Genomic DNA, 25,269 nt, shown 5'->3' with positions numbered 1-25,269 from the left:
ATCTATACACAATGAGACAAATTATAGTATTAATTGTTCTAGCATTTAGTTTACAATCGTTTGGACAAATATTAAAAGGGCGTGTTGTTGATACTTTCAATCAACCTTTAGAAAATGTTTATATCGTAAACGTTGCAGCAAATACACATACACATACTAACGAAAATGGTAGTTTTACGCTACAAAAAACTACAGTAAATAGTACTATACAACTAAGCATTCTTGGTTTTGAAAAGAAAACTATTAACGTATCAGAAACAGATATAAACAATGGTATCATCATTATTTTACAAACAAAAATATTTAAGTTAGATGAAATGGTGTTGCGTAAAGAAATTAATGCCTTGCAAACCTTAACTAAAATTGATTTGCAATTGAATCCTGTTAATAATTCCCAAGAAATTTTAAGAAAAGTACCAGGTTTATTTATTGGCCAACATGCAGGAGGTGGAAAAGCAGAACAAATTTTTTTAAGAGGTTTTGATATAGATCACGGAACAGATATTACACTTTCTGTTGATGGTATGCCAATAAATATGGTATCTCATGCACATGGACAAGGATATTCAGATTTACACTTTATGATTCCAGAAACAATTAAAGATATCGATTTTGGTAAAGGACCTTATTATGCAAATCAAGGTGATTTTAATACGGCTGGTTATGTAAATTTTGCTACAAAAACAGCCATTCAAAAAAACATGGTTGCTGTAGGTTATGGCGATTTTAATTCGCTCAGAACAGTCGGAATGTTTAATTTACTCGATAATTCAAACAAAGACAATGCTTATGTAGCTTTAGAATATATTGAATTTGATGGACCTTTTGAATCGCCACAAAATTTTAATAGATTAAACCTATTTGCAAAATACAATACATTTATTAAAGGCACTGATAAGCTAACGCTCACAGCATCACATTTTACAAGCAGTTGGGATGCTTCTGGACAAATACCTCAAAGAGCAGTTGATAACGGAACAATAACGCGTTTTGGTGCCATTGATGATACAGAGGGTGGTTTTACATCAAGGTCTAATGTTAATGTACAACTACAAAAAACATTATCAGATGCATCTATTTTTTTAGCAAATGCTTTTTATTCAAACTATAATTTTGAGTTGTATTCTAATTTTACTTTTTTCTTGGAAGATCCTATAAATGGAGATCAAATTAAACAATTTGAAGATAGAAATATTTATGGAATGAATGCAAAAATTATTTCTGAAAAAGAGTATGGAAGTGTTGAAGCAAAATTTACAAAAGGTTTAGGCTTGCGTTTTGATCATATTACAGATAACGAGTTGTCATCAACCAAAAATAGAAGAGAAACCTTAAATCAAATTCAATTTGGCGATGTAGAACAAACTAATTTTTACGGTTTTTTTAATTCAGAATTCGAAATTGGAAAATTTAAAATAGCACCTGCAATTCGTTTTGATTATTTTAAGTTTTTGTATAATAATAATTTAAGTACTACTTATGAAACATTGAGTAAAACCAAGGCAATTGTAAATCCGAAGCTAAATTTCTTATACACTCAAAATGATAATTTGCAATGGTTTCTAAAATCAGGAATTGGGTTTCATTCAAATGATGCAAGAGTAGTTTTACAAGAAAATGCAGATAAGGTTTTGCCCAGAGCTTATGGAGTAGATTTCGGAAATATTTGGAAACCCACTAAAAATATTGTGCTAAATACAGCAGTGTGGTACTTGTTTTCTGAAGAAGAATTTGTGTATGTGGGTGATGCAGGTATTGTAGAACCCTCAGGAGAATCTGAACGATATGGATTAGATGTAGGTATTCGTTATCAAATTACAGATAATATCTATTTTGATACTGATGCAACAATAACCAAAGCAAGAAGTTTAGAGGCTTTTTCAGGAGAAGATTATATTCCTTTAGCGCCTAGTTTTACAATGACAGGAGGTTTGTCTTTTAGTAACTTAGGAAATTTTTCTGGAGGTTTACGTTATAGATATTTAGCAGACAGGCCTGCAAACGAAGATAATAGTATTATAGCTGAGGGTTATTTTGTAAGTGATTTTAATATTAATTATACGCTAAAAGACATCACATTTGGTGTGGCTGTAGAAAATATTTTTGATGTAGCTTGGAATGAAACTCAATTTGCTACAGAAAGTAGATTGCAAAATGAAGTAAATTCAGTAGAGGAAATTCACTTTACACCAGGAACCCCATTTTTTGCGAAAGCTACCATTACATATCAATTTTAATGATGTAATCTTTAAAAATTACATTACAAATGCTAACATTAGTTTAGCATCAACAAAAATAAATATCTTAATAGTTAGAACATTTAGATACTTTTGATGTGTAATAAAGAAACCATTGTTTGGTTTTAGTTGGATGAAACACTCATTGCTTAATTGCAATGGGTGTTTTTATTTTTAATTTAAACATGACGCATGGACAGACAAAAAACTTGAGAATAACTTTACTTACACACTTTTTGGTTTAGTACTTAAAAATAAATGCATTAAAGTGTTTTCTTGGTTTTGTAGTATGCGTCTAAAACCGATTTTCTACCAATGGTTTTTGTAATGATATCTTTCTCTAAATCCCAACCACGAGCAGGAGAATACTCACGCCCATACCAAATAATTTGTAAATGTAAATCGTTCCATAATTCTTTTGGGAATAAACGTTTTGCATCTTTTTCGGTTTGATTTACGTTTTTTCCGTTGGTTAAATTCCATCTGTATAATAATCTATGAATATGTGTATCAACAGGAAAAGCAGGTACACCAAAAGCTTGACTCATTACCACACTTGCCGTTTTATGCCCCACAGCTGGCAATTCTTCTAAACCTTCAAAAGATTGCGGAACTTCTCCATTATATTTTTCAATCAATATTTTTGATAAACCATAAATTCCTTTCGATTTCATAGGTGATAAACCACAAGGACGAATAATTTCCTTAATTTCATCCACGGTCATTTTAACCATATCAAAAGGATTATCCGCTTTAGCGAATAACAAAGGCGTGATTTGATTTACACGAACATCTGTACATTGTGCAGACAATAACACTGCCACTAAAAGCGTATACGGATCTTTATGATCTAAAGGAATTGGGATTTCTGGATAAAATTCTTGAAGTGTGTCAATTACAAATTGTACTTTTTCTTGTTTGTTCATTATTAATATGAAGTTCAAAATTTAACACTCAAAGTTAGCTAACTTATTCGTAATTTTAAACTTTGAATTTTAAATATTAAATTAAAAATATGACATCATTAAAAATAGGAGATAAGGCTCCACAATTCGAAGCCAAAGACCAAGCAGGAAACACCATAAAATTATCAGATTATTCAGGTAAAAAATTAGTGTTATTCTTTTATCCAAAAGCAAGTACACCTGGTTGTACAAAAGAAGCTTGCGATTTAAGAGACAATTATCAAACGTTTTTAGCAAAAGGGTATGACGTTTTAGGTGTAAGTGCAGATTCTGCCAAAAGACAGCAAAATTTTATCAATAAAAACGAATTGCCTTTTCCTTTATTGGCAGACGAAGACAAAGCTGTTATAGAAGCTTTTAATGTTTGGGGACCAAAGAAATTTATGGGTAAAGAATATGATGGTATTCACAGAACTACTTTTATTATTGATGAAAATGGAGTAATTGAAGATGTAATTACCAAAGTAAAAACTAAAGCACACGCTGCTCAGATTTTAGAATAAATGCAAATTTAAATCACAAAAAAAAGAGGAAAACAAATCGTTTTCCTCTTTTTTTATATGATAGTTACAAGAAGTTATTACAACTGAATAGAAAGTCCTATTATAATTTGATTTACTCTTGTATCGTACTCAACACTCCCTAATGGCCCTACAAATGAAGATTCTACATCAGAAAAACCTCTTTCCCAACGTACATCAATACCTAATTTACCAAATTCGATTCCACCACCTAATTGTAAGCCAACAGTAAATCCATCTGAATCAACACTAGAAATATCGTCAATTCCAAAATCGGAATCTAGGATATATTGAAATGATGGCCCAATAAATACATTACCAATTCCAAAAATCTTTTTACCTAATAAAACAGGAATATCAATTTTTTGAAAAGCATGCGTAGTTGTTTTGGCAGATTGGTTGTACTCAACTTCGTTCTCTAAATTGGTGTATACCAATTCTGGTCTTACATATATTCCTAAAACAGGTATCTTTAAACGAGACCAAACCCCAATATGATAACCAGTTTTACTATTAGCACCACCAAAAATATCTTGACCTGCACCTGTTACTCCATCAACAGAATTTGAATTGTAGTTTACACCACCTTTTATACCAAAATTAAACTGTGCATTAGAAAATTGGCTAAATCCAAATGCCAAACATAATACTAAAATTATTTTTTTCATCACTTAAAAATTTATCGTTTTAATAAAGACGCGTTTAAAATCTTAAACGTTATTATTTTCTAGAAATTACTTTTTTTGCTGCTTTAATTACTGCGGCTGCATCTAAACCATATTTTGCCATTAAATCTGCTGGGGTTCCAGATTCACCAAAAGTATCATCAGTAGCAACAAATTCTTGTGGAGTAGGGGTGTTTAATGCTAAAGTTCTAGCAACACTTTCTCCCAAACCTCCTAATTTATTATGTTCTTCTGCAGTAACAATACAACCTGTTTTTGCAACAGATTTTAAGATAATTTCTTCGTCTAAAGGTTTAATAGTATGAATGTTAATTACATCTACAGAAATACCTTCGGCTTCTAATTGTTCTGCAGCTTGTAAAGATTCCCAAACTAAATGACCAGTTGCTACAATGGTAACATCTGTACCTTCTGTTAATTGAATTCCTTTACCAATTACAAACTCACCTTCTGGCATAAAAATTGGCACTTTTGGTCTACCAAAACGTAAATAAACAGGGCCATCAAAATCAGCAATGGCAATAGTAGCCGCCTTTGTTTGGTTATAATCACAAGGATTAATTACTGTCATACCTGGTAACATTTTCATTAATCCAATATCTTCTAAAATTTGGTGTGTTGCACCATCTTCACCTAAAGTTACACCTGCATGTGATGCACAAATTTTTACATTTTTATTTGAATATGCAATAGATTGACGAATTTGATCGTACACACGACCTGTAGAAAAGTTTGCAAAAGTACCTGTAAACGGAATTTTACCACCTATGGTTAAACCAGCAGCAATACCCATCATATTTGCTTCTGCAATACCTACTTGAAAAAACCTTTCTGGGTTTTCTTTAATAAAATCTGCCATTTTTAAAGAACCTACTAAATCAGCACATAAAGCAACTACGTTTTCGTTTGTTCTTCCTAATTCTGTTAAACCATCACCGAAACCAGAACGAGTGTCTTTTTTTTCTGTGTAAGTGTATTTTTTCATTATAAGAGTGTATTGTAAAATTTGCAGTAAAAGTACTCTTTTATTTTGCTTTTAAGAAAAGAAAATTGAGATATGCTTAAAGATTTTTTAACAAAGTATCAACCATCATTATAAAGTATAAGGTTATAGCTTCATTAATGCTTCGTAAAGTTTTTGAACAGGCAAACCAACTACATTAAAATAACTGCCTTTTATTTTTTTTATCCCAATAAAACCAATCCATTCTTGAATTCCATACCCACCAGCTTTATCAAAAGGTTTGTAATTTTTGATATAATAATGAATTTCATCATCTGTTAAGTTTTTGAAAGTAACGGTAGTGGTATCATTTATAATTTTTTGAAAATGAAGGTTTTTAATACTGATCGAGGTAATTACTTGGTGTTTTTTACCTGATAATTGTCTTAACATTTTAAAAGCATCTGCTGCATCTTTTGGTTTACCAAGTGCTTGGTCTTCTAACCAAACAATGGTATCAGAAGTAATTAAGATATCTTTTTCTGATAAATTTGAAAATGCTTTAGCCTTTAAATCTGCTAAATAATCAGTAATGGCTGATCCTTTTAAATGATCTGGATAAATCTCATCGACTTTTTTTACCTCAATTGTAAAATCGATATCTAAATCTTTAAAGAATTGCTGTCTTCTTGGCGAACCAGAAGCCAAAATTATATTGTAGTCTTTTAATTTTTCTTTAAGCATTAAAGCTTTTCTTTATTCTGGCTAAATCTCGTTTGTTATCCCTGTCTTTAATAACATTTCGTTTGTCGTGCGTTTGTTTTCCTTTGGCTAAAGCAATTTCTAGTTTAGCAAAACCTCTATCATTAATAAACAATTTTAGAGGCACAATGGTGTTTCCTTTGGCTTCAACATCTTTTTTTAAGCTTCGTAATTCGCGTTTATTCAACAATAATCTGCGTTCGCTTTTTGGGTTATGATTAAAATGATGGCCATACATATATTCTTGTATGTACATATTTACAATAAACAATTCTCCTCGATCATTAAATTCGCAAAAGCTCTCTGTAATTCTTGCCTGACTGTTTCTTATCGATTTTATTTCTGTACCTGTTAATTGAATTCCAGCTACATATTTGTCAAGAATTTCGAATTCGAAACGCGCTTTTTTATTCTGTATGTTTATTTTTTTCTGCACTATTACAGTTAAATTTTAAATTTATACAAAGATACATTTTTACTTTGGTCAAAGAAATGTAATTTTGAGCTCTATTTATAGACCAAATGAAACAAAACGTAATGAAATATTGTCTTCTTTTTATTTTGATGATTGCAGTTTCTTGTAAACCCACTGAAAAAAAATTAACCGCTCAAGAAATTATAGATCATAGTATTTTGGCTTCTGGCACTAATAAAGTAGCAAGTTCAAAAATTACGTTTAGGTTTAGAGATAAAAACTATAAAGCCATTCGAAAGAATGGAAAATTTGAGCTTTCAAGAAGTTTTGATTCGGTTGTAGATGTTTTAAAAAATGATGGTTTTAAAAGATTTATAGATGATGAACTGATAAAAATTGAAGATTCGACAGCCTCTGTATACGCTAATGCAGTTAATTCTGTGCATTATTTTTCGGTGTTGCCTTTTGGTTTAAATGATAAAGCCGTTCATAAAAAATTATTACCATCATCTACAATACACAATAAAGAATACTATAAAGTAGAAATTACGTTTTCGGAAGATGGAGGAGGAGAAGATTTTGAAGATGTTTTTATATATTGGATTGGTAAAGACGATTTTTTAATCGATTATTTGGCCTATTCATATCATACAAATGGTGGTGGAAAGCGTTTTAGAGTATTAAAAGAACAGTGTAATATAAACGGAATACGGTTTGTAGATTACTTTAATTATAAACCAAAAAATACTTCAATTGAATTGATTAATTTAGACAACGCTTTTGAGAATAATCAATTAGAAAAGGTTTCTGAGATTATTTTACAAGATGTCAAGGTTAATATTTTAGATTAATCGTATTATTTTACTAATTTTAAATTATAAATATACACAACAACTTTTTACGAATGAATATTAGAACTTGGATAATGATTATTATTAATGTTTTAGTTGTATTTGTTGTGCTATTTATATCAGCAATATTTTATAAGGAGTTTTCAAAAGTTTTAGACGACCGTGTTTTACAACAATTAAATTCCATAAAAACATTAAAGTACATTCAATTTGAAGAGTTATTACATTCTGAATGGGAAAATTTTAAAGTAGACTCTGTATACAATGTTATTGAATTTGATATTCCAAAAGATAAATATACTTCACCAGGAATTTATGATTTAACACATTTGCATCCTAAAAAAGAAACATCAATCACTTTTATAAAAACAGAAAAAGGGAAAAGAATAGCAAGTGTATTACCATATCAAAAAATAAAGGATATTTTGCTAGAAAGAACAGGAATGGGTTTAAGTGGTGAATCTTATTTAGTAGGTAACGATTATAGATTACGCTCACAATCTCGTTTTTTTCCTAGTAAAACTCCAAATAGTATTGTTTGTAAAACAAAAGGAGCAATCAATGCCATTAAAGGCATAAAAAAAACGGGTATTTTCCCTGATTATAGAGGCATTAATGTGTATAGTGCTTATCAACCTATAAATATATCTAATTTAAAGTGGGGTATTTTATCTGAAATGGATGTTGAAGAAGTTGAAATACCTTTAATAGAAATGCGTCATAAACTATTTGCCATTATAATTTGTATTCTTATTCTTGCTGTAATTCTTTCTTTATTTTTAACCAAAATAATTACAAACCCAATCATTAAAATGAAAGAAAATTTAATGGTGATGGCAAAAGGTAATTATGTTGATGACAGTAGTGTAAGTAATTTCTCAAAAAAACCTAAAGAAATTAACGAAATGTTTGAAGCATTAACCAGTCTTAAAGTGGCACTTTCTGGTGCTGTTGATTTTTCTGTGGAGATAGGAAACATGAATTTACAATCAACCTACAACCCTAAAAGTTCAGATGATTTATTGGGTCATACACTTTTAAAAATGCGTCAAAAATTAATTGCATTTAGAAATAAAGAACAAAAAATAAATCTTTTAAATAAAAGGATTTTAGTAGAAAGGTTAGAAGACGAACGCAGAAAATTAGCAAGAGAATTACATGATGGTATTGGCCCTTTTTTAACATCATTAAAATTTTATGTTCAAAATTATGTAGATAATGATAGGCATAAAAAAGAAATAAAAAATAGAATTGATGACACAATTACAGAGGTAAGGTCTATGACCAACGCTTTAATGCCATCTACTTTAGAGGATTTTGGTTTAGGAGCTACCCTAAAAAATTATATTGATGCGATAAGTTTATCTGTACAAATTCAAATTAATTTTGAAGATTTATCTAAAAAAAATGATTCAAATATTGCTAACAAACAAGCTGTAAATCTGTTTAGAATTGTTCAAGAATTAATCAATAACACCATAAAACACGCAAACGCTACCCAAGTAATTGTTACGCTTTCTGAGTTTGATGATTTTATATCTTTATACTATTTTGATAATGGTTGCGGTTTTGATTTAAAAACAATAAAATTAGGTTCTGGAATAACAAACATAAAAGAAAGAGTAGAAATTTTTAATGGAAAAATAGACATAAATACCAATAATGGTAGTACTATTTTTGTAATTGAATTACCAATATAAATATGGATAAAATTATAAAAGTAATCATAGCAGACGACCATGATCTTTTTAGAGTAGGTTTATCTGAATTACTTAAAAAAAATAAAGATATTCTTATTGTTGATACTGTTTCTGATGGAGAAAAATTGTTGCACATCTTACAAAAAGTAAACGATATTGATATTATTTTGTTAGACATTACCATGCCAAATTTAGATGGTTTTACAGTGCTAAAAAAAATCAAAAAAATCAATACGCAGGCAAAGCCAATTATTATTTCTATGCATAATGAAGGTAATTATATTGCCAAATGTGCAAAAGATGGTGCTTACGGATATTTATTAAAAAACGCAGACGAACAAGAGCTGCTAAACAGTATTAGAACAGTAGCCAATGGTAAAAAATATTTTAGTGCTGAAATATCTGAAAAAATGATAAATTTTATGGCAGAAAACCCAATAAGTGCCAATATTTTAACCAATAAAGAAACAGAAGTACTTAAATTAATTGCCAAAGGTAATACAACTAAAGAAATTGCCAATCGCTTATTTGTAAGTACTAGAACAATAGAAACGCATAGAGCTAACATTTTAAAAAAAATTGAAGTTAAAAATACTGCTGAGCTTATTAAAAAGGCAGCAGATTATAAACTCTTATAATTGTATCCGTATAAATACGGATACAAAATTACCAATTTTCTCATATCACAAAAACCTAGGTTTCATGTGTAAATTTGAAGTAGTTAAACAATAGTGTTTGGCATAACTTTAAAACAACAACAACATGAAAAATTTAGTTTTAGTATTTGCATTAGTTTTTATTTCAACATCTATTTTTGCACAAAAACGAAAAGATTTAAAAGGGCCAGCATATAAGAATTATAAACCTTGGGAACATAAATCTGAACCAACACCAATTTTTGTTGGTACTAATAAAAAAGACTTAAAAGGCCCTGCTTATAAAAACTATAAGCCTTGGAAAGATAACAGTAAAAAAACAAAAATTGTAGTAGTTTCTAGTAAAAGAAGCAAACTTACTGGACCAGCATATAAGAATTATAAACCTTGGAGAGACGACCAATAAAAACGTTGTTGTTTAGCATCTTAATTTTATAACAGATGTTATTCTATAAAACCTCAAGATTTTTTATCTTGAGGTTTTTCTAAATATATTAATTAATTTAAAAGGTTTTAAGAATGACAGTTTTTGATAAAATAAAATGGATTTTAGGGGTTTTAATAATTTTTGTGTTAATAATTACAACAAACTTAATCGATAAAGATAATTTTACACGAGTAAAAGACACTGCAATTACTATTTATGAAGATAGACTTATTGCCAAAGATTTAATTTTTAAAGTTTCTAATAAAATTAACACTAAAGAAGTTGCAATTGTTAGTAGTGATCTAGATTTTTTTAAGCATGAAAATAGTAGTGTAAATAAAGAGATTGATCAATTACTTTTTAGTTTTGAACAAACAAATTTAACTACAGAAGAAAGCTATGTTTTTAATAATTTAAAAGAACAAATCAGCGCACTAACAAAGTTAGAAAATGCCAGTTTAAACGACGTAAATAGTGCCAATCGTAAAAACTACCTAAATATTATTTTACAAATAAAAAAGAGCCTTAAAAATTTGTCTGAAATTCAAATTAGAGAAGGAGGTAGATTAATGTCGGTCAGTAAAAAAGCACTCTCTACAATAGAGTTATTTACTCAAATTGAAATTTATTTTTTAGTTTTCTTAGCTGTTATTGTGCAAATTATAATTATTTATAATCCTAAAAAGAAAGAATAACAAAAAATATTTTTGTTTTATTATTCAACTTTTTCAATTCTGCTTTCTTTTTTATCACCAGAAATAGTTACAATGTATAAGCTAGAATTGTCATTATCATTCATATTTTCATAAATATTATTTCCTAATATTTTATTAGCAAAAGCGGGTGTTGTATTGCTATGCCCAACAACTAAAACAGATTTTCCTTTCGTTTCTGCTTTAAAAACAGAATCGTACATATTTCTTGGATCGTAGTATTGTATTCTTAATTTCTTGGTCATGGCTGTTGGCGTTGCAGTTTCCATGGTTCTAAAATATTTGGTAGAGTATACCGCATCAATTTTAATATCGTCAAAATAATTTGCCCAACGTTGCGCTCTTTTTTCGCCTTCAAAATTTAAATTTGGGTTGCCATTGGATTGATCTGTTCTGTCTTTTTCTGCGTGGCGAATTAAATAATACGTTGTGTTATCACCAGAACTACAGGAAATTAAAAGGCTAAAAATAAATACAAAAAGAAAGAAATATTTTTTCATTAGGTTGATTTTGATGACGAATATAATCAAAAAAGAAAAAGTGATGTTTTTTAAAACACCACTTTTCAAAATCCCCCAATTTTAATCTTTAATTTATTACCAAATCAGACTGATTTCTAAAGACCAATTTATCATCAAAAGCATCTAAAAGAATAATGCTGTCTGTAGTAATTTTACCCGATAATATTTCTTTAGAAAGCTGATTTAATACTTCTTTCTGAATGACTCTTTTTACAGGTCTTGCCCCAAATTCTGGCTGATACCCTTTTTTTGCTAAATAGGTTATGGCTTCATCAGTAGCATCTAAGGTAATTTCTTGTTTGCCAATCATTTTCTTTAAATTTTCTATTTGTAATTTTACAATTTCAAATATATCAGACTCGTTTAAAGGAGTAAACATAATTACATCATCAATTCTATTTAAAAATTCTGGTCTTACCGATTTTTTTAACAATCCAAGTACTTCAATTTTTGCGAGTTCTGTAACAGCATCAACATCAGCTTTAGGGTCTGCAAATTTTTCTTGAATAATATGGCTTCCCATGTTCGAAGTCATAATAATAATGGTGTTTTTAAAATCTGCTATTCTACCTTTGTTATCAGTCAATCTTCCTTCATCTAACACTTGTAACAAAATATTAAAAGTATCTGGATGCGCTTTTTCAATTTCATCTAAAAGTACCACAGAATAAGGTCTTCTTCTTACAGCTTCTGTTAATTGTCCTCCTTCATCATAACCTACGTATCCTGGAGGCGCTCCAACCAATCTACTTACAGAATGGCGTTCTTGATATTCGCTCATATCTATACGTGTCATGGCATTTTCATCATCGAATAAATATTCTGCAAGTGCTTTTGCCAATTCTGTTTTACCTACACCAGTTGTACCTAAAAACAGGAAACTACCAATGGGTTTATTCGGATTTTGCAAACCAGCTCTCGATCTTCTAACAGCATCAGAAACAGCAATTATAGCTTCTTCTTGCCCTACAACTCTTTTATGCAATTGATTTTCTAAAACTAAGAGTTTTTCACGTTCAGACTGTATCATTTTAGTAACAGGAATTCCTGTCCATTTTGCAATAACTTCAGCAATATCTTCGTAAGTAACTTCTTCTTTAATTAAAGAATTTCCATTCTGATTTTCTGCTAAAATTTGCTGGTATTCTTCTAACTGTTCTTGAGCCTGTTTAATTTTACCATATCTAATTTCGGCAACTTTACCATAATCTCCTTCACGTTCTGCTTTTTCGGCTTCAATTTTAAAGTTTTCGATATTCGATTTTGCATTTTGAATATTATCTACAACTTCTTTTTCAGATTTCCATTTGGCATTAATTTCATTACGTTGTTCTTTAATATTTGCCAAATCAGAACGTAAAGATTTTAATTTTACTTCATCTTTTTCACGTTTAATGGCTTCAATCTCAATTTCTAGTTGCATTATTTTACGATCTAAAACATCCAGTTCTTCTGGTTTAGAATTGATTTCCATTCGTAATTTAGAAGCAGCTTCGTCCATTAAATCAATAGCTTTATCTGGTAAAAAACGATTGGTAATATATCTTTGCGATAATTCTACAGCACCAATAATAGCCTCATCTTTTATACGCACTTTATGATGTGTTTCGTATTTTTCTTTAATTCCACGAAGAATAGAAATGGCACTTTCAGTATCTGGTTCATCTACCAAAACCTTTTGAAAACGACGTTCTAAAGCTTTATCTTTTTCAAAATATTTTTGATATTCATCTAGGGTAGTAGCACCAATTGCACGCAATTCTCCACGAGCCAAAGCAGGTTTTAGAATGTTTGCAGCATCCATGGCACCTTGTCCACCTCCAGCACCAACTAATGTGTGAATTTCATCAATAAATAAAACGATATCTCCATCAGAAGTGGTTACTTCTTTAATTACCGCTTTTAAACGCTCTTCAAACTCACCTTTGTATTTTGCGCCAGCAATTAAAGCCCCCATATCTAAAGAAAAAATCAATTTATCTTTTAGATTTTCAGGTACATCACCATCAACAATTCTGTGTGCTAATCCTTCTGCAATCGCCGTTTTTCCTGTTCCAGGCTCTCCCACTAAAATTGGATTATTCTTTGTTCTACGTGATAAAATCTGTAATAGTCTACGAATTTCTTCATCCCTACCAATAACAGGATCTAATTTTCCGTTTTTTGCTAAATCGTTTAGGTTTTTAGCAAATTTATTTAAAGAATTGTACGTTTCTTCTTGAGATTGAGAGGTTACTCTTTCTCCTTTTCTCAACTCGTCTATAGCCGAATTTAAATGTTTTTCTGTAACACCTTGGTCTTTTAAAACCTGTGCAATATTAGATTTCGATTTAAAAATTGCTAAAATTAAATGCTCTATAGAAACATAATCATCTTTCATGTTTTTAGCAATAATAGACGCTTCGTTTAAAGTTTTACCTGCTTCTCTAGATAGCATTAATTCAGCACCAGAAACTTTAGGCAAACTTTCTAATTGTTTGTTTACGATTTGATTTACAATATTAATATTGATGTTCAATTTCTTTAATAAAAAAGGCAATACATTTTCATCAACTTGAGTTAATGCTTTAAATATATGTTCGTTTTCTATTTGATTATGCCCATAACCTTGCGCAATTTGCTGCGCCATTTGTATGGTTTCTTGTGATTTTGTTGTATAATTATTAAAGTTCATTTTTTTTAAGTTTTTCTTTTACAATTACAATGTGTCAATAATAATACCACCTTTAATTTATACAGAGGTCGTGTCATTTTGTCTTAAAATCCTTTTAAAAACTGACTTTTTGACGCGTAAAAGTTTTATATCTTTGTTGTACAAATAAAATAATAAAAATGGGCTTATTTAATAAAATGTTTGGAGAAAAAGAAGGTAAATCATCTAAAAAAGAAAGTAATTCATTTCTAAATTGGATTCCATTAAGCTCTTTAGAGCAATTAGAAGATATTAAAAATCAGTCTAAAACAGAACCAATTTTTATTTTTAAACATTCTACCAGATGTGGTATTAGTAACATGGTTATCAAGCAATTCGAAAAATTATTTACAGAAGATCATCAAAAACTGAAAGTTTACTATTTAGACTTACTAAATTATAGAGATATTTCTTCAGAAATAGCAGCTAGATTTCAAGTGATGCATCAATCTCCACAATTATTGGTCATTAAAAATGAAGTTTCTGTATATAATGCATCACATCAAGACATCATAGAAACAGATTTATCAACATTTATATAACATAAACTTGCATTAAACCTTATTTAAATCTTATTTTTGTTACTTAAATTTTTTAACTTTTGGCAGATACAAATACTTCAAATAAAATTGTAGGTAAAGAATTATATGGATATCAAAAAGATGCATTGCATGAGATATTTAAACGATTTGAAAATGCACCTAAAGATTATCATTTATTGTATCAACTCCCTACAGGTGGAGGAAAAACAGTAATTTTTTCAGAAATTGTAAGGCGTTACCTAGAAACATTTAAAAAGAAAGTTTTAGTGCTAACGCATAGAATTGAGCTAAGTAAACAAACTTCTAGAATGTTAAAAGAGTTTGGTGTAAGCAATAAAATTATCAATTCTACCGCAAAATTAGATGATCAGAAAGATTTTGATTGTTTTGTGGCTATGGTTGAAACCTTAAAAAATCGTTTAAATGACGATAAATTAGACATTTCTGATATTGGTTTGGTAATTGTAGATGAAGCGCATTATAACTCTTTTACAAAAATATTTAAGTTTTTTAATGACTCTTTTATTTTAGGAGTTACAGCAACACCTTTAAGTTCTAATATTAAACTGCCAATGTATGAGAACTATCAAGAATTGTTTGTAGGTGAATCTATTCAAGATTTGATTGATAGTGGCTATTTGGCAAAAGCAAATATGTATTCTTATAATGTGGGATTAACTTCTTTAGAGGTTGGTGCTAATGGAGATTATACTGTAAAATCTTCAGAGGATTTATATACAAATTCAGACATGCTTTCTAAGTTAATTTCTGCTTACGAAGAAACTGCAAAAGGCAAGAAAACATTAATTTTTAACAATGGTATTAATACGTCTATTCAGGTGTTTCACGCATTTAAAAAAGCAGGGTATCCAATAGCTCATTTAGATAATACCAATACCAAAAAAGAACGTGAATTAATTTTACGTTGGTTTCATAAAACACCAAATGCAATCATAACTTCTGTGAGTATTTTAACTACAGGTTTTGATGAGCCTAGTATAGAAGCCATCATTTTAAATAGAGCCACAAAATCGTTAACTCTGTATTATCAAATGATTGGTCGTGGTTCTCGTATATATAAAAACAGAACAACTTTTGATGTTGTTGATTTAGGTAACAACTTTTACAGATTTGGACCTTGGGGCGCTGATTTAGATTGGCAAAAAATGTTTAGAGCTCCAGATTATTATTTAAATGCCATTCTTTCTGATGAAGAAATAGAAAGCACTTTTAGATACGAATTACCTGCAGATGTTAAAAAAGAATTTGCAAAATCTACAGATACCTATTTCGATATGAAAAAAGTATACATAGATACCATTCGTTCAGGAGAATCTTCTAAAAGAGTATTAGAAAAATCGATTGTTCACCACGCAAAAATGTGTATTGAAAATAGCGAAGATGTTTTTGATGCCTTAATTTTAGCTAAAATGCTAGGTGAGGAGATAGACGATAGAATAAACAGATACGCAAAATGTATTTCTAAAAGTACACACAACTTTGTAACTTGGTTAAAAGACGATTACAGAAAAAAACTAAATTCTTATCTAAGAGAAAACTTCGACGAAGATTATGAGAAAATTCATGGTCATCCACCAATAGAAGAATAAATTATTATTAAAAAAACGCTGAGTATTCAGCGTTTTTTTTGTTTTATCTTTTCTGTTTTGGCTTGTTCTTAAGTTTATTTCCTTTGCGATAGAATTTCTTTTGTGTTGAAAGCCTTATGTTTAAAGGGAAAAATAAAAACGCATTATTTTTTTACTTTTTTTTTGATTTTGTTTTTTGTATTGAAAAATAATTTACTTTTACAATACTTATTGTTAAGTAAAATGTTTAGTTTTTCTTATTTCGGAAGTAGCTCTTTATTGGAGAATGGAGGGTACATTGCATTTTGGAAATGCAACGAAAAAATTAAGGTATCTCCATTTTCTTTTCTTCAAGAATTGCAGCTTTTCTCAAAGTTGCATGTTGTTTACTTGCAAATATTACAGTGATAATCACCCTTTTTCTAAGGTTATAATTTCTATTCTAAAATGTTGATATGTTTTAGTTTAGGTGGATTTATCATACAATTAATTTAAAAAACAAGTGAACACTAAATACAAAGATTTAATCGAACAAACATTCGATTTTCCTCAAGAGGAATTTAAAACGGAAAACAACAAATTATTTTGGCATGGCATTAATTTAATGGAATTAACCGCCAAATACGGAGCTCCATTAAAATTTACCTATTTGCCAAAAATTTCAGAAAACATCAATAAAGCAAAAGGATGGTTTCAAAATAGTATTGAAAAACACAATTACAAAGGCAAATATTTTTACAGTTATTGCACAAAAAGCTCGCATTTTAAACACATTTTAAACGAAGCTTTAAAAAACGAAATACATATAGAAACTTCGTCTGCTTTTGATATTGATATTGTAAACAGTTTAAAAAAAGAAGGCAAAATAAAAGAGAATACTTATGTTATTTGCAACGGTTTTAAACGCGATCAATACATTAAAAATATTGGAGATTTAATCAATAACGGACATCAAAACTGCATTCCGATTATAGACAATTACGAAGAACTAAACCTTTTATTAGACGAAACTGATAAAAAACTACATGTTGGAATCAGAATTGCATCCGAAGAAGAACCAAAATTTGAATTTTATACTTCTCGTTTAGGAATTGGGTATAAAAATATTGTTTCTTTTTACGAACGTGAAATTGCTGGTAATAAACAAGTTGATTTAAAAATGTTGCATTTTTTTATCAATACTGGTATCAAAGACAATGCATATTATTGGAATGAATTGATGAAATGTTTAAATGTTTACATCAACCTAAAAAAAGTATGCCCGAGTTTAGATAGCTTAAACATTGGTGGTGGTTTCCCGATTAAAAATTCATTGGGTTTTGATTATGATTACGAATATATGATAGACGAAATCATTAATCAAATTAAACAAGCTTGTGATGAAGCAGGAGTAGAAGTACCTCATATTTTTACGGAGTTTGGTAGTTTTACGGTTGGCGAATCTGGTGCTGCTATTTATGAAATTTTATATCAAAAAAAGCAAAATGATAGAGAACGTTGGAACATGATCAACTCATCATTCATTACAACATTACCAGACGCTTGGGCTATAAATAAACGTTTTATAATGTTGCCAATTAATAAATGGAACAGACAATATGAACGTGTGCTTTTAGGCGGATTAACTTGTGATAGTGATGATTACTACAACTCAGAACAACACATTAACGGAATTTATTTACCTGTTTACGAAAAAGAAAATCCGCTTTATATCGGTTTTTTTAATACAGGAGCCTATCAAGAATCTATAGGAGGTTTTGGCGGTTTACAACACTGTTTAATTCCGCATCCAAAACATTTAATTATTGATAGAGATCAAGATGGAAACTTGATAACAAGCATATTTAAAGAACAACAAAAAAGTAGCGAATTACTATCGATATTAGGATATGAAAACGCCAAGGAAAACAACATAGAATCAGAAAAATTAATAAAAGCAGAAGTTTTTTAACTTCAAAAAATAACAAAATGAATACGCGTAATACTTATGCAGGAATTTCCGAAGAATATGGAAAACTGTCAACATCTAAAATTGTATTAATTCCTGTTCCTTATGATGGAACAAGCACCTGGCAAAAAGGAGCAGATAAAGGGCCACAAGCTTTTTTAGAAGCTTCTGAAAACATGGAATTGTATGACATAGAAACGGATTCTGAAGTGTATAAAGAAGGTGTTTATTTGGCAGACGCAATTACAGAAAATGCATCTCCAGAAACTTTGGTAGATGCTGTACATGACATCACCAAAAAATACATTAACAGAAATAAATTTGTAACTGTTTTTGGAGGAGAACATTCCATTTCTATTGGTACAATTAGAGCTTTTAATGAGTGTTTTAACAATTTAACGGTGTTGCATATAGATGCTCATGCAGATTTAAGAAAAGAATACGAAGGTTCTACATGCAACCACGCTTGTGCTGTTTACGAGGCCAATTCTACAACGAATTTAGTGCAAGTTGGAATTAGAAGTATGGATATTTCTGAAAAAAGAAGCATGAATCTTGATAAAGTTTTCTTTGCACACGATATGGCTAGCAATGATTATTGGATGGATGAAGTAATTGATCAATTAACTGAAAACGTTTTTATAACGTTCGATTTAGATGCTTTAGATCCATCAATAATGCCATCAACAGGAACTCCAGAACCAGGTGGATTATTTTATTACGAAACTTTAGAGTTTTTAAAGCAAGTTTTTGAACAAAAAAATGTGGTTGGTTTTGATATGGTAGAATTATGTCCTAATGAAATGGATAAATCTTCAGACTTTTTAGCAGCGAAATTGTTTTACAAAATGTTAAGCTATAAGTTTGCTTCAAATGATGATACTTATGATATTGGAGATGATATCAACAACACAAATCCGTTTAGTAAATTATCAAAGTTTAAAAACGATGACGACGATTTTTAAGTTTCTATAATGATAAAAAACATAGAAAATATCGAATTGCAGTTTTTAACTTTAGATGATTATAAAGCGTTAAAAGCTGCAATGATTCAAGCGTATGCAAGTATGCCAGATGCCTATTGGAAAGAAAATCAAATTAAAACGTTGATTGATAAATTTCCTGAAGGACAAGTAGTTATCAAAATAAATGGAGAGTTAGCAGGTTGTGCATTGTCTATAAAATTAGATTACGATAGTTTTGATGATCAGCATACTTATAAAGATATTACTGATAATTATACCTTTGATACGCATGATGAAAATGGTGATATTTTATACGGAATTGATGTTTTTATAAAATCGGAATACAGAGGTTTACGCCTGGGTAGAAGATTGTACGATTACAGAAAAGAGTTGGCAGAAAAGCAGAATTTAAGAGGAATTGCCTTTGGTGGTAGAATTCCTAATTACCACAAGTATGCAACAAGTTTATCGCCTAAAGAATATATCGAAAAAGTAAAACGCAAAGAAATAAATGATCCTGTTTTAAATTTTCAAATTTCTAACGATTTTCATCCTTCAAAAATTTTAAAAGGATATTTAGAAGGCGATGAAAATTCTGGTGAATTTGCAGTTTTATTGGAATGGGACAACATTTATTACGAGAAAAAATCTAAAAAAGCAGCTACAAAGAAAAAAGTAGTACGTTTGGGTTTAATTCAATGGCAAATGCGTTTGTACAAAGATTTGGAAGAATTGATGCAACAAGCAGAATATTTTGTGGATGCAGTTTCTGCCTATCGTTCTGATTTTGCATTGTTTCCAGAATTTTTTAATGCGCCTTTAATGGCAGATAACAATCACTTACCAGAATCGCAAGCCATTAGAGAATTGGCAAAATATACACCAGGTATTGTTCAGAAATTTTCTGAATTGGCCATCAGTTATAACATCAATATTATAACAGGTAGTATGCCAGAAATTAAGGACGGTTTGCTTTACAATGTGGGGTATATCTGTAAAAGAGATGGTAGCACAGAGCGTTATGAAAAATTGCATGTTACCCCAGATGAAGCCAAAGTTTGGGGAATGCAAGGTGGAAATGAGCTAAAAACGTTTGATACGGATTGTGGTAAAATTGGTGTGTTAATATGTTACGATTCAGAATTTCCAGAACTCAGCAGAATTTTAGCAGAAGAAGGCATGGATATTTTGTTTATTCCGTTTTTAACGGATACGCAAAATGGATATTCTAGAGTGCGTCATTGTGCACAAGCAAGAGCCATAGAAAACGAGTGTTATGTAGCCATTGCTGGTAGTGTTGGTAATTTGCCAAAGGTAAATAATATGGACATACAATATGCACAATCCATGGTATTTACACCTTGTGACTTTTCGTTTCCAGCAAACGGAATTAAAGCAGAAGCCACTACAAATACCGAAATGATTTTAATTGCTGATGTAGATTTAGATTTGTTAAAAGATTTAAATCAGTTTGGTAGTGTACGTAATTTAAAAGATAGAAGAAAAGACATCTTCGAAGTTAAAAAACTTTAAAAAAAAATAATTAATTAATAGAATACCGATAAAATCTCTAAATAAATAATCACTTAAAGAAAGGACTGTCAGTTCGAGTGATTTTTCTTTTTCGAAAAATCGTATCGAGAATATTTAGAAATTTTATCAAACAAAATAATAAAATGAAAAAACCGATTACAAATTTTATAGAAAAATACTTTTTACACTTTAACGCTGCTGCTTTAGTAGATGCTGCAAAAGGCTATGAAGACCAATTAAATAAAGGATCTAAAATGTTAGTTTCTTTAGCAGGCGCAATGAGTACAGCAGAATTAGGTAAAATTTTTGCAGAAATGATTCGCCAAGATAAAGTGCAAATCATTTCTTGTACAGGTGCTAATTTAGAAGAAGATATCATGAACTTGGTGGCACATTCTCATTACAAACGTGTACCCAATTATAGAGATTTAACACCACAAGAAGAGTGGGATTTGTTAGAAAAAGGCTTAAACCGAGTTACAGATACTTGCATACCAGAAGAAGAAGCTTTTAGAAGAATACAAGAACATATTGTAAAAATATGGAAAGAAGCAGAAGCGAATGGAGAACGTTATTTGCCACATGAATACATGTATAAATTGTTATTGTCTGGTGTTTTAGAGCAGTATTATGAAATTGACATCAAAGATTCTTGGATGTATGCAGCCGCAGAAAAAAACTTACCAATTGTAGTTCCTGGTTGGGAAGATTCTACAATGGGAAACATTTTTGCTTCTTATGTTTTAAAAGGAGAGTTAAAAGCATCTACTATGAAATCTGGTATTGAATACATGACGTTTTTGGCAGATTGGTATACAGAAAATTCTAAAAACGGAATTGGATTCTTTCAAATAGGAGGAGGAATTGCAGGTGATTTTCCAATTTGTGTTGTGCCAATGTTATACCAAGATATGGAAAGAACTGACACACCATTTTGGAGTTATTTCTGTCAAATTTCAGATTCAACCACAAGCTATGGTTCGTATTCTGGTGCTGTACCCAATGAAAAAATTACTTGGGGTAAATTAGATATTGATACGCCTAAATTTATCATAGAAAGTGATGCAACCATTGTGGCTCCGTTAATTTTTGCATATTTATTAGAAATGTAAACCCGTTTAAGTTTTATTGAATTTTATTTTTTAATTTTAAATATTGCTAATAAAACTTATTGAAAAATTCTTAAAATGAAGAGAGTAATTGTAGAGTACGCAAAATTAACAAAAGACATTTTAGATTTATTAATAGAAAAATATCCAGATGGTTATGATTACAGTGATATTATTTCTTTTAAAAATGCAAAAGGAGAAACCATTAAGGCTGTAGAAGTAAAAACAGAAGATACTGACTATTTAGTTAAAATTAGTACCAGGTTAGAAGAAGCAATGGAAGAATATGCAGATGATGAAGATTTCTTTGAAGATAATGATGATTTTGATGTAAATATTACTGATGAAGATTAGAATTAGAAAACAATTGTAAACTAATTTTTAGCTATCACCAAAAACAGGAGGCTGTCTGAAAAGTATTAAAACATGTCGTTTCGACTATATTGGAGAAATTATTTATTGATAAAATTATTTGTATGGTTTTTTCGACTTTGTATAAAATGATATACAAATTTACTTTTCAGACAGCTGCCCTTAACTTTTGTAATTATTTTAGGTAAGGTTTTGGTGATAAAACTCCAGATTGATAGGCTTAAAACCAATTATTCGTAGGCTTTTAAATAATCAACAATTAACGCTCTATTTTTCCAAATGGTTGTATTGTATTCGTCAATCGAAATATAGGGTATTTTTTTAATAGGTCGATTTTTCTTTGTAAATTCAATTTCTGATTTTTTAATAGTTTGAATGTCTGATAATAAAACTTCTTTATCAGATAACACATTGACCTCTATTTTAATATCAAATTTCACTTTTTCTTTTTCCTTAGAATTCTCTTTAAATTTTATGGGTCTATGTACATACGCATAATTTCCTAAAGTTTCTTTAAAGTAAGATACATAAACTTTGCCATCAAGATTTGTTTCATAATAAATAGTGGCGGTATTTACAGTCTGAGAGGCTTTAATCCCCAAAACCCATTTTAAATTAAGGCTAAATCCTTTTTTATCTTCTGCATAAGAGTAAGTTATCTTTTTTATGGTATAGTTATTAGGTGAAATATAAATTTTTCCACTAAATTTTGATTTAGATTTTCTAGGTTTAAAATTAATGCAGTAAAACATGTTATTGCCTAGAAACTCATTTTTATCTAAATAATGTTCATAGTATTTTGGGCTTAAAAAGTTACTTTTATTATCTAATTTAAAAAAGGAAGCACTACTATAAGCATCATTATAATAGTATTTAGGGTAATTTTTATTAAAAGAATTATTGCTAGCTAAAGAATCTGTTTCTGTAATAATTTTTTTTAACGAAAGTGAATCTTCTATTCTAAATAAACCAGAATTAATTTTATAGGTTTTATTTGTGTCTAAGTGTTTTAAAACGATATTTTGCAAACTTTTTTGAGCAGTTTTTAACGTAATATTTTTGTTATTATCAAGAAAGGTAATCCCCTTAATGGTGTCAATTACTGAGAAATTAATATCTTTTTTCCATTTTTCTGAATATTTTTTTTGCGCTTTTAAAGTACCAAAGAATTCAGAACTAACTTTTGGATTACTTTCTCTGAGTTTTTTTGCATAAGCCATCAATTCTTTTTCGGCTAATTTTCGCGATTTTCGGCTTAGTAAAGTGCTTTTCTCTAAGGATAAATCTAAATTTTTAAAGTCGATTTCAGAGTATTCTTTAGCATAAATACGTCCTTGAATGGCTTCAGAAATAAAACGATCTTGCATCCTTTTTTTAGTTTTTATCAATAGAGAGTCTAAATTTATTTTCGTAAGATTAAGTTGAATTTCATCTAACTGATCAATATTTTCGTCTAAAGCTACTAAGAAGTTTAGTTGTTGCAAGTCCTTTATAGTATAGGTTTTGGATGCAAACCCCAAACAAGAAAACGTAACCGTTTTTACATTTTTTATTTGTAGTTTGTAATCACCATTTTTATCTGACTCTGTTCCTGTTTGTAAGTCAGTAACAATAGCTGCTCTATAAATTGGTTTAGCGTTAGTTTTACTAATAATTTTACCGCTTACAATTTGAGATTGAATTGTTACACATCCGTAGAAAAATAAAATAAGGTACTGTAATTTTTTAATCATAGTTAAGTTAATTTTTTTGAAAAGTATACATTTTTTAGATTTACAAATAAATCAACATTTAACTTTAACAAAGTATTATATTTGCATTCTGAAAAAATTATGAATAGTTATCTTAATTTAAGTTAAACCGTTTATAAACTATTATTTTATACAATATGAAAGCCGGAATTGTAGGATTGCCAAACGTAGGAAAATCAACATTATTCAATTGTTTATCGAATGCAAAAGCCCAAAGTGCAAACTTTCCTTTTTGTACTATAGAACCTAATTTAGGTGTTGTAAATGTGCCAGATTCACGTTTAGAAAAGTTAGAAGAATTGGTAAAACCAGAAAAAGTACTGCCTGCAACTGTAGAAATTGTAGATATTGCTGGTTTGGTAAAAGGAGCAAGTAAAGGTGAAGGTTTAGGAAATCAGTTCTTGGCAAATATTCGTGAAACTGATGCTATTTTACACGTATTACGTTGTTTTGATAATGATAATGTTATTCATGTAGATAATTCCATTGATCCTGTCAGAGACAAAGAAACCATTGATATTGAACTGCAATTAAAAGATTTAGAAACTGTTCAAAAACGCTTAGAACGTGTAAAAAGAACTGCAAAAACTGGCAATAAAGAGGCGCAAGCAGAATTGACAGTTTTATTAAAAGTAGAAGAAACCTTATTGCAAGGGATTTCTGTAAGGGCTTTAGATTTTAATGAAAAAGAAATAGCGTTTGTACAATCTTTACAATTTATTACAGCTAAACCAGTATTGTATGTTTGTAATGTTGATGAAAATTCAGCGGTTTCAGGAAACGCTTATGTAGATAAAGTAAAAGAAACTGTTAAAGATGAAAATGCAGAAGTAATTGTTTTAGCTGTTGGCACAGAAGCTGATATTACTGAATTAGAAGATTATGAAGAACGCCAAATGTTTTTAGAAGATATTGGTTTGGAAGAAGCTGGTGTTTCTCGTTTAATTCGTTCTGCATACAAATTATTAAATTTACAAACATATTTTACGGCTGGTGTTAAAGAGGTTAGAGCTTGGACCATTCCTATTGGTGCAACAGCGCCTCAAGCTGCTGGTGTAATCCATACAGATTTTGAAAAAGGATTTATTAGAGCAGAAACCATTTCTTATGATGATTATGTAACATACGGCTCTGAAGCTAAAGTGAAAGAAGCTGGTAAAATGAGAGTAGAAGGTAAGGAGTATATTGTTAAAGATGGAGATGTAATGCACTTTAGATTCAACGTATAAACATAAAGTAGTTATAAAAATAAAAAAGCCTCAATTTAATTATTGAGACTTTTTTTTTGATTTTAGACACTTTCCCATCAAGTGTGTAAGTTAAAAATTACAGGATTAGATTTTTCATAGTTTAATCCTGTTTTCAAATATA

The 25,269-nt window shown here is 29.7% G+C and carries 23 protein-coding genes; 15 read left to right on the top strand and 8 right to left on the bottom strand.

Annotation, left to right across the window (positions count from 1 at the left end):
• The first annotated feature begins 11 nt into the window (after positions 1–11).
• Positions 12–2,237, top strand: a complete 2,226-nt coding sequence (locus tag ACW9UN_RS12295; protein ID WP_459486592.1) for a TonB-dependent receptor — start codon at positions 12–14, stop codon at positions 2,235–2,237.
• A 263-nt stretch (positions 2,238–2,500) separates the two neighbouring features.
• Here the strand turns inward: ACW9UN_RS12295 and ACW9UN_RS12290 are convergent, their stop codons facing one another.
• Complete coding sequence (locus ACW9UN_RS12290) at positions 2,501–3,163, bottom strand: endonuclease III domain-containing protein (protein WP_459486591.1); 663 nt, start codon at positions 3,161–3,163, stop codon at positions 2,501–2,503.
• A gap of 89 nt (positions 3,164–3,252) precedes the next feature.
• On the opposite strand from ACW9UN_RS12290, the gene bcp reads away from it, so the two are divergent.
• Complete coding sequence (gene bcp, locus ACW9UN_RS12285) at positions 3,253–3,705, top strand: thioredoxin-dependent thiol peroxidase (protein ID WP_459486590.1); 453 nt, start codon at positions 3,253–3,255, stop codon at positions 3,703–3,705.
• A gap of 77 nt (positions 3,706–3,782) precedes the next feature.
• On the opposite strand, the gene ACW9UN_RS12280 is transcribed toward bcp, so the two are convergent.
• The 4 genes from ACW9UN_RS12280 to smpB form a co-directional block, all read right to left on the bottom strand.
• Positions 3,783–4,391 carry a porin family protein gene (locus tag ACW9UN_RS12280; RefSeq protein ID WP_459486589.1) on the bottom strand — a complete coding sequence of 203 codons (609 nt, stop codon included), beginning with the start codon at positions 4,389–4,391 and terminating at the stop codon, positions 3,783–3,785.
• Between the two features lie 52 nt (positions 4,392–4,443).
• A complete protein-coding gene (locus ACW9UN_RS12275; RefSeq protein ID WP_459486588.1) occupies positions 4,444–5,394 on the bottom strand; it encodes a transketolase family protein in 951 nt (316 codons plus the stop codon).
• A gap of 123 nt (positions 5,395–5,517) precedes the next feature.
• On the bottom strand, positions 5,518–6,096 hold the full coding sequence (locus ACW9UN_RS12270; protein WP_459486587.1) for a Maf-like protein: 579 nt from the start codon (positions 6,094–6,096) through the stop codon (positions 5,518–5,520).
• Positions 6,089–6,550, bottom strand: a complete 462-nt coding sequence (gene smpB / locus ACW9UN_RS12265) for an SsrA-binding protein SmpB (RefSeq protein WP_459486586.1) — start codon at positions 6,548–6,550, stop codon at positions 6,089–6,091. Before smpB ends, ACW9UN_RS12270 begins: the two co-directional genes overlap by 8 nt.
• Before the next feature lie 86 nt (positions 6,551–6,636).
• Between smpB and ACW9UN_RS12260 the strand changes: the two genes are divergently transcribed.
• The 5 genes from ACW9UN_RS12260 (at position 6,637) to ACW9UN_RS12240 (ending at position 10,858) form a co-directional block, all read left to right on the top strand.
• A complete protein-coding gene (locus ACW9UN_RS12260) occupies positions 6,637–7,380 on the top strand; it encodes a DUF6503 family protein (protein ID WP_459486585.1) in 744 nt (247 codons plus the stop codon).
• A 53-nt stretch (positions 7,381–7,433) separates the two neighbouring features.
• Complete coding sequence (locus ACW9UN_RS12255) at positions 7,434–9,080, top strand: sensor histidine kinase (RefSeq protein WP_459486584.1); 1,647 nt, start codon at positions 7,434–7,436, stop codon at positions 9,078–9,080.
• Positions 9,081–9,082: 2 nt separating this feature from the next.
• The gene (locus ACW9UN_RS12250; protein ID WP_459486583.1) at positions 9,083–9,718 is read left to right on the top strand and encodes a response regulator; all 636 of its coding nucleotides are present in this window, start codon (positions 9,083–9,085) and stop codon (positions 9,716–9,718) included.
• Between the two features lie 124 nt (positions 9,719–9,842).
• Positions 9,843–10,142, top strand: coding sequence for a hypothetical protein (locus tag ACW9UN_RS12245; RefSeq protein WP_459486582.1), 300 nt, complete (start codon positions 9,843–9,845; stop codon positions 10,140–10,142).
• Positions 10,143–10,255: 113 nt separating this feature from the next.
• Positions 10,256–10,858 carry an MCP four helix bundle domain-containing protein gene (locus ACW9UN_RS12240; protein WP_459486581.1) on the top strand — a complete coding sequence of 201 codons (603 nt, stop codon included), beginning with the start codon at positions 10,256–10,258 and terminating at the stop codon, positions 10,856–10,858.
• A 20-nt stretch (positions 10,859–10,878) separates the two neighbouring features.
• Here ACW9UN_RS12240 and ACW9UN_RS12235 read toward each other — a convergent pair whose 3' ends face one another.
• Positions 10,879–11,376, bottom strand: a complete 498-nt coding sequence (locus ACW9UN_RS12235) for a SixA phosphatase family protein (RefSeq protein ID WP_459486580.1) — start codon at positions 11,374–11,376, stop codon at positions 10,879–10,881.
• Positions 11,377–11,464: 88 nt separating this feature from the next.
• Positions 11,465–14,071, bottom strand: a complete 2,607-nt coding sequence (gene clpB / locus ACW9UN_RS12230; RefSeq protein WP_459486579.1) for an ATP-dependent chaperone ClpB — start codon at positions 14,069–14,071, stop codon at positions 11,465–11,467.
• Positions 14,072–14,229: 158 nt separating this feature from the next.
• Between clpB and ytxJ the strand changes: the two genes are divergently transcribed.
• The 7 genes from ytxJ to ACW9UN_RS12195 all read left to right on the top strand — a co-directional run bounded on the left by ytxJ (position 14,230) and on the right by ACW9UN_RS12195 (position 22,129).
• Complete coding sequence (ytxJ, locus tag ACW9UN_RS12225) at positions 14,230–14,631, top strand: bacillithiol system redox-active protein YtxJ (protein WP_459486578.1); 402 nt, start codon at positions 14,230–14,232, stop codon at positions 14,629–14,631.
• Between the two features lie 59 nt (positions 14,632–14,690).
• Entirely contained in the window at positions 14,691–16,241 is a 1,551-nt protein-coding gene (locus tag ACW9UN_RS12220) for a DEAD/DEAH box helicase (RefSeq protein WP_459486577.1), read from the top strand.
• A 481-nt stretch (positions 16,242–16,722) separates the two neighbouring features.
• Positions 16,723–18,171 carry a type III PLP-dependent enzyme domain-containing protein gene (locus ACW9UN_RS12215; protein ID WP_459486576.1) on the top strand — a complete coding sequence of 483 codons (1,449 nt, stop codon included), beginning with the start codon at positions 16,723–16,725 and terminating at the stop codon, positions 18,169–18,171.
• 17 nt (positions 18,172–18,188) lie between these two features.
• The gene (gene speB / locus ACW9UN_RS12210) at positions 18,189–19,133 is read left to right on the top strand and encodes an agmatinase (RefSeq protein WP_459486575.1); all 945 of its coding nucleotides are present in this window, start codon (positions 18,189–18,191) and stop codon (positions 19,131–19,133) included.
• Between the two features lie 9 nt (positions 19,134–19,142).
• Positions 19,143–20,666, top strand: a complete 1,524-nt coding sequence (locus tag ACW9UN_RS12205) for a carbon-nitrogen hydrolase family protein (protein ID WP_459486574.1) — start codon at positions 19,143–19,145, stop codon at positions 20,664–20,666.
• A gap of 143 nt (positions 20,667–20,809) precedes the next feature.
• Positions 20,810–21,778 carry a deoxyhypusine synthase family protein gene (locus ACW9UN_RS12200; protein WP_459486573.1) on the top strand — a complete coding sequence of 323 codons (969 nt, stop codon included), beginning with the start codon at positions 20,810–20,812 and terminating at the stop codon, positions 21,776–21,778.
• 75 nt (positions 21,779–21,853) lie between these two features.
• Positions 21,854–22,129 carry a hypothetical protein gene (locus ACW9UN_RS12195; protein ID WP_459486571.1) on the top strand — a complete coding sequence of 92 codons (276 nt, stop codon included), beginning with the start codon at positions 21,854–21,856 and terminating at the stop codon, positions 22,127–22,129.
• Positions 22,130–22,377: 248 nt separating this feature from the next.
• On the opposite strand, the gene ACW9UN_RS12190 is transcribed toward ACW9UN_RS12195, so the two are convergent.
• Complete coding sequence (locus ACW9UN_RS12190) at positions 22,378–23,880, bottom strand: carboxypeptidase-like regulatory domain-containing protein (protein WP_459486570.1); 1,503 nt, start codon at positions 23,878–23,880, stop codon at positions 22,378–22,380.
• Positions 23,881–24,035: 155 nt separating this feature from the next.
• Between ACW9UN_RS12190 and ychF the strand changes: the two genes are divergently transcribed.
• A complete protein-coding gene (ychF, locus tag ACW9UN_RS12185) occupies positions 24,036–25,127 on the top strand; it encodes a redox-regulated ATPase YchF (protein WP_459486569.1) in 1,092 nt (363 codons plus the stop codon).
• Positions 25,128–25,269: the final 142 nt, after the last annotated feature.

Source organism: Polaribacter litoreus (assembly GCF_054584775.1).
This window is presented reverse-complemented; position numbering and strand designations above follow the sequence as displayed.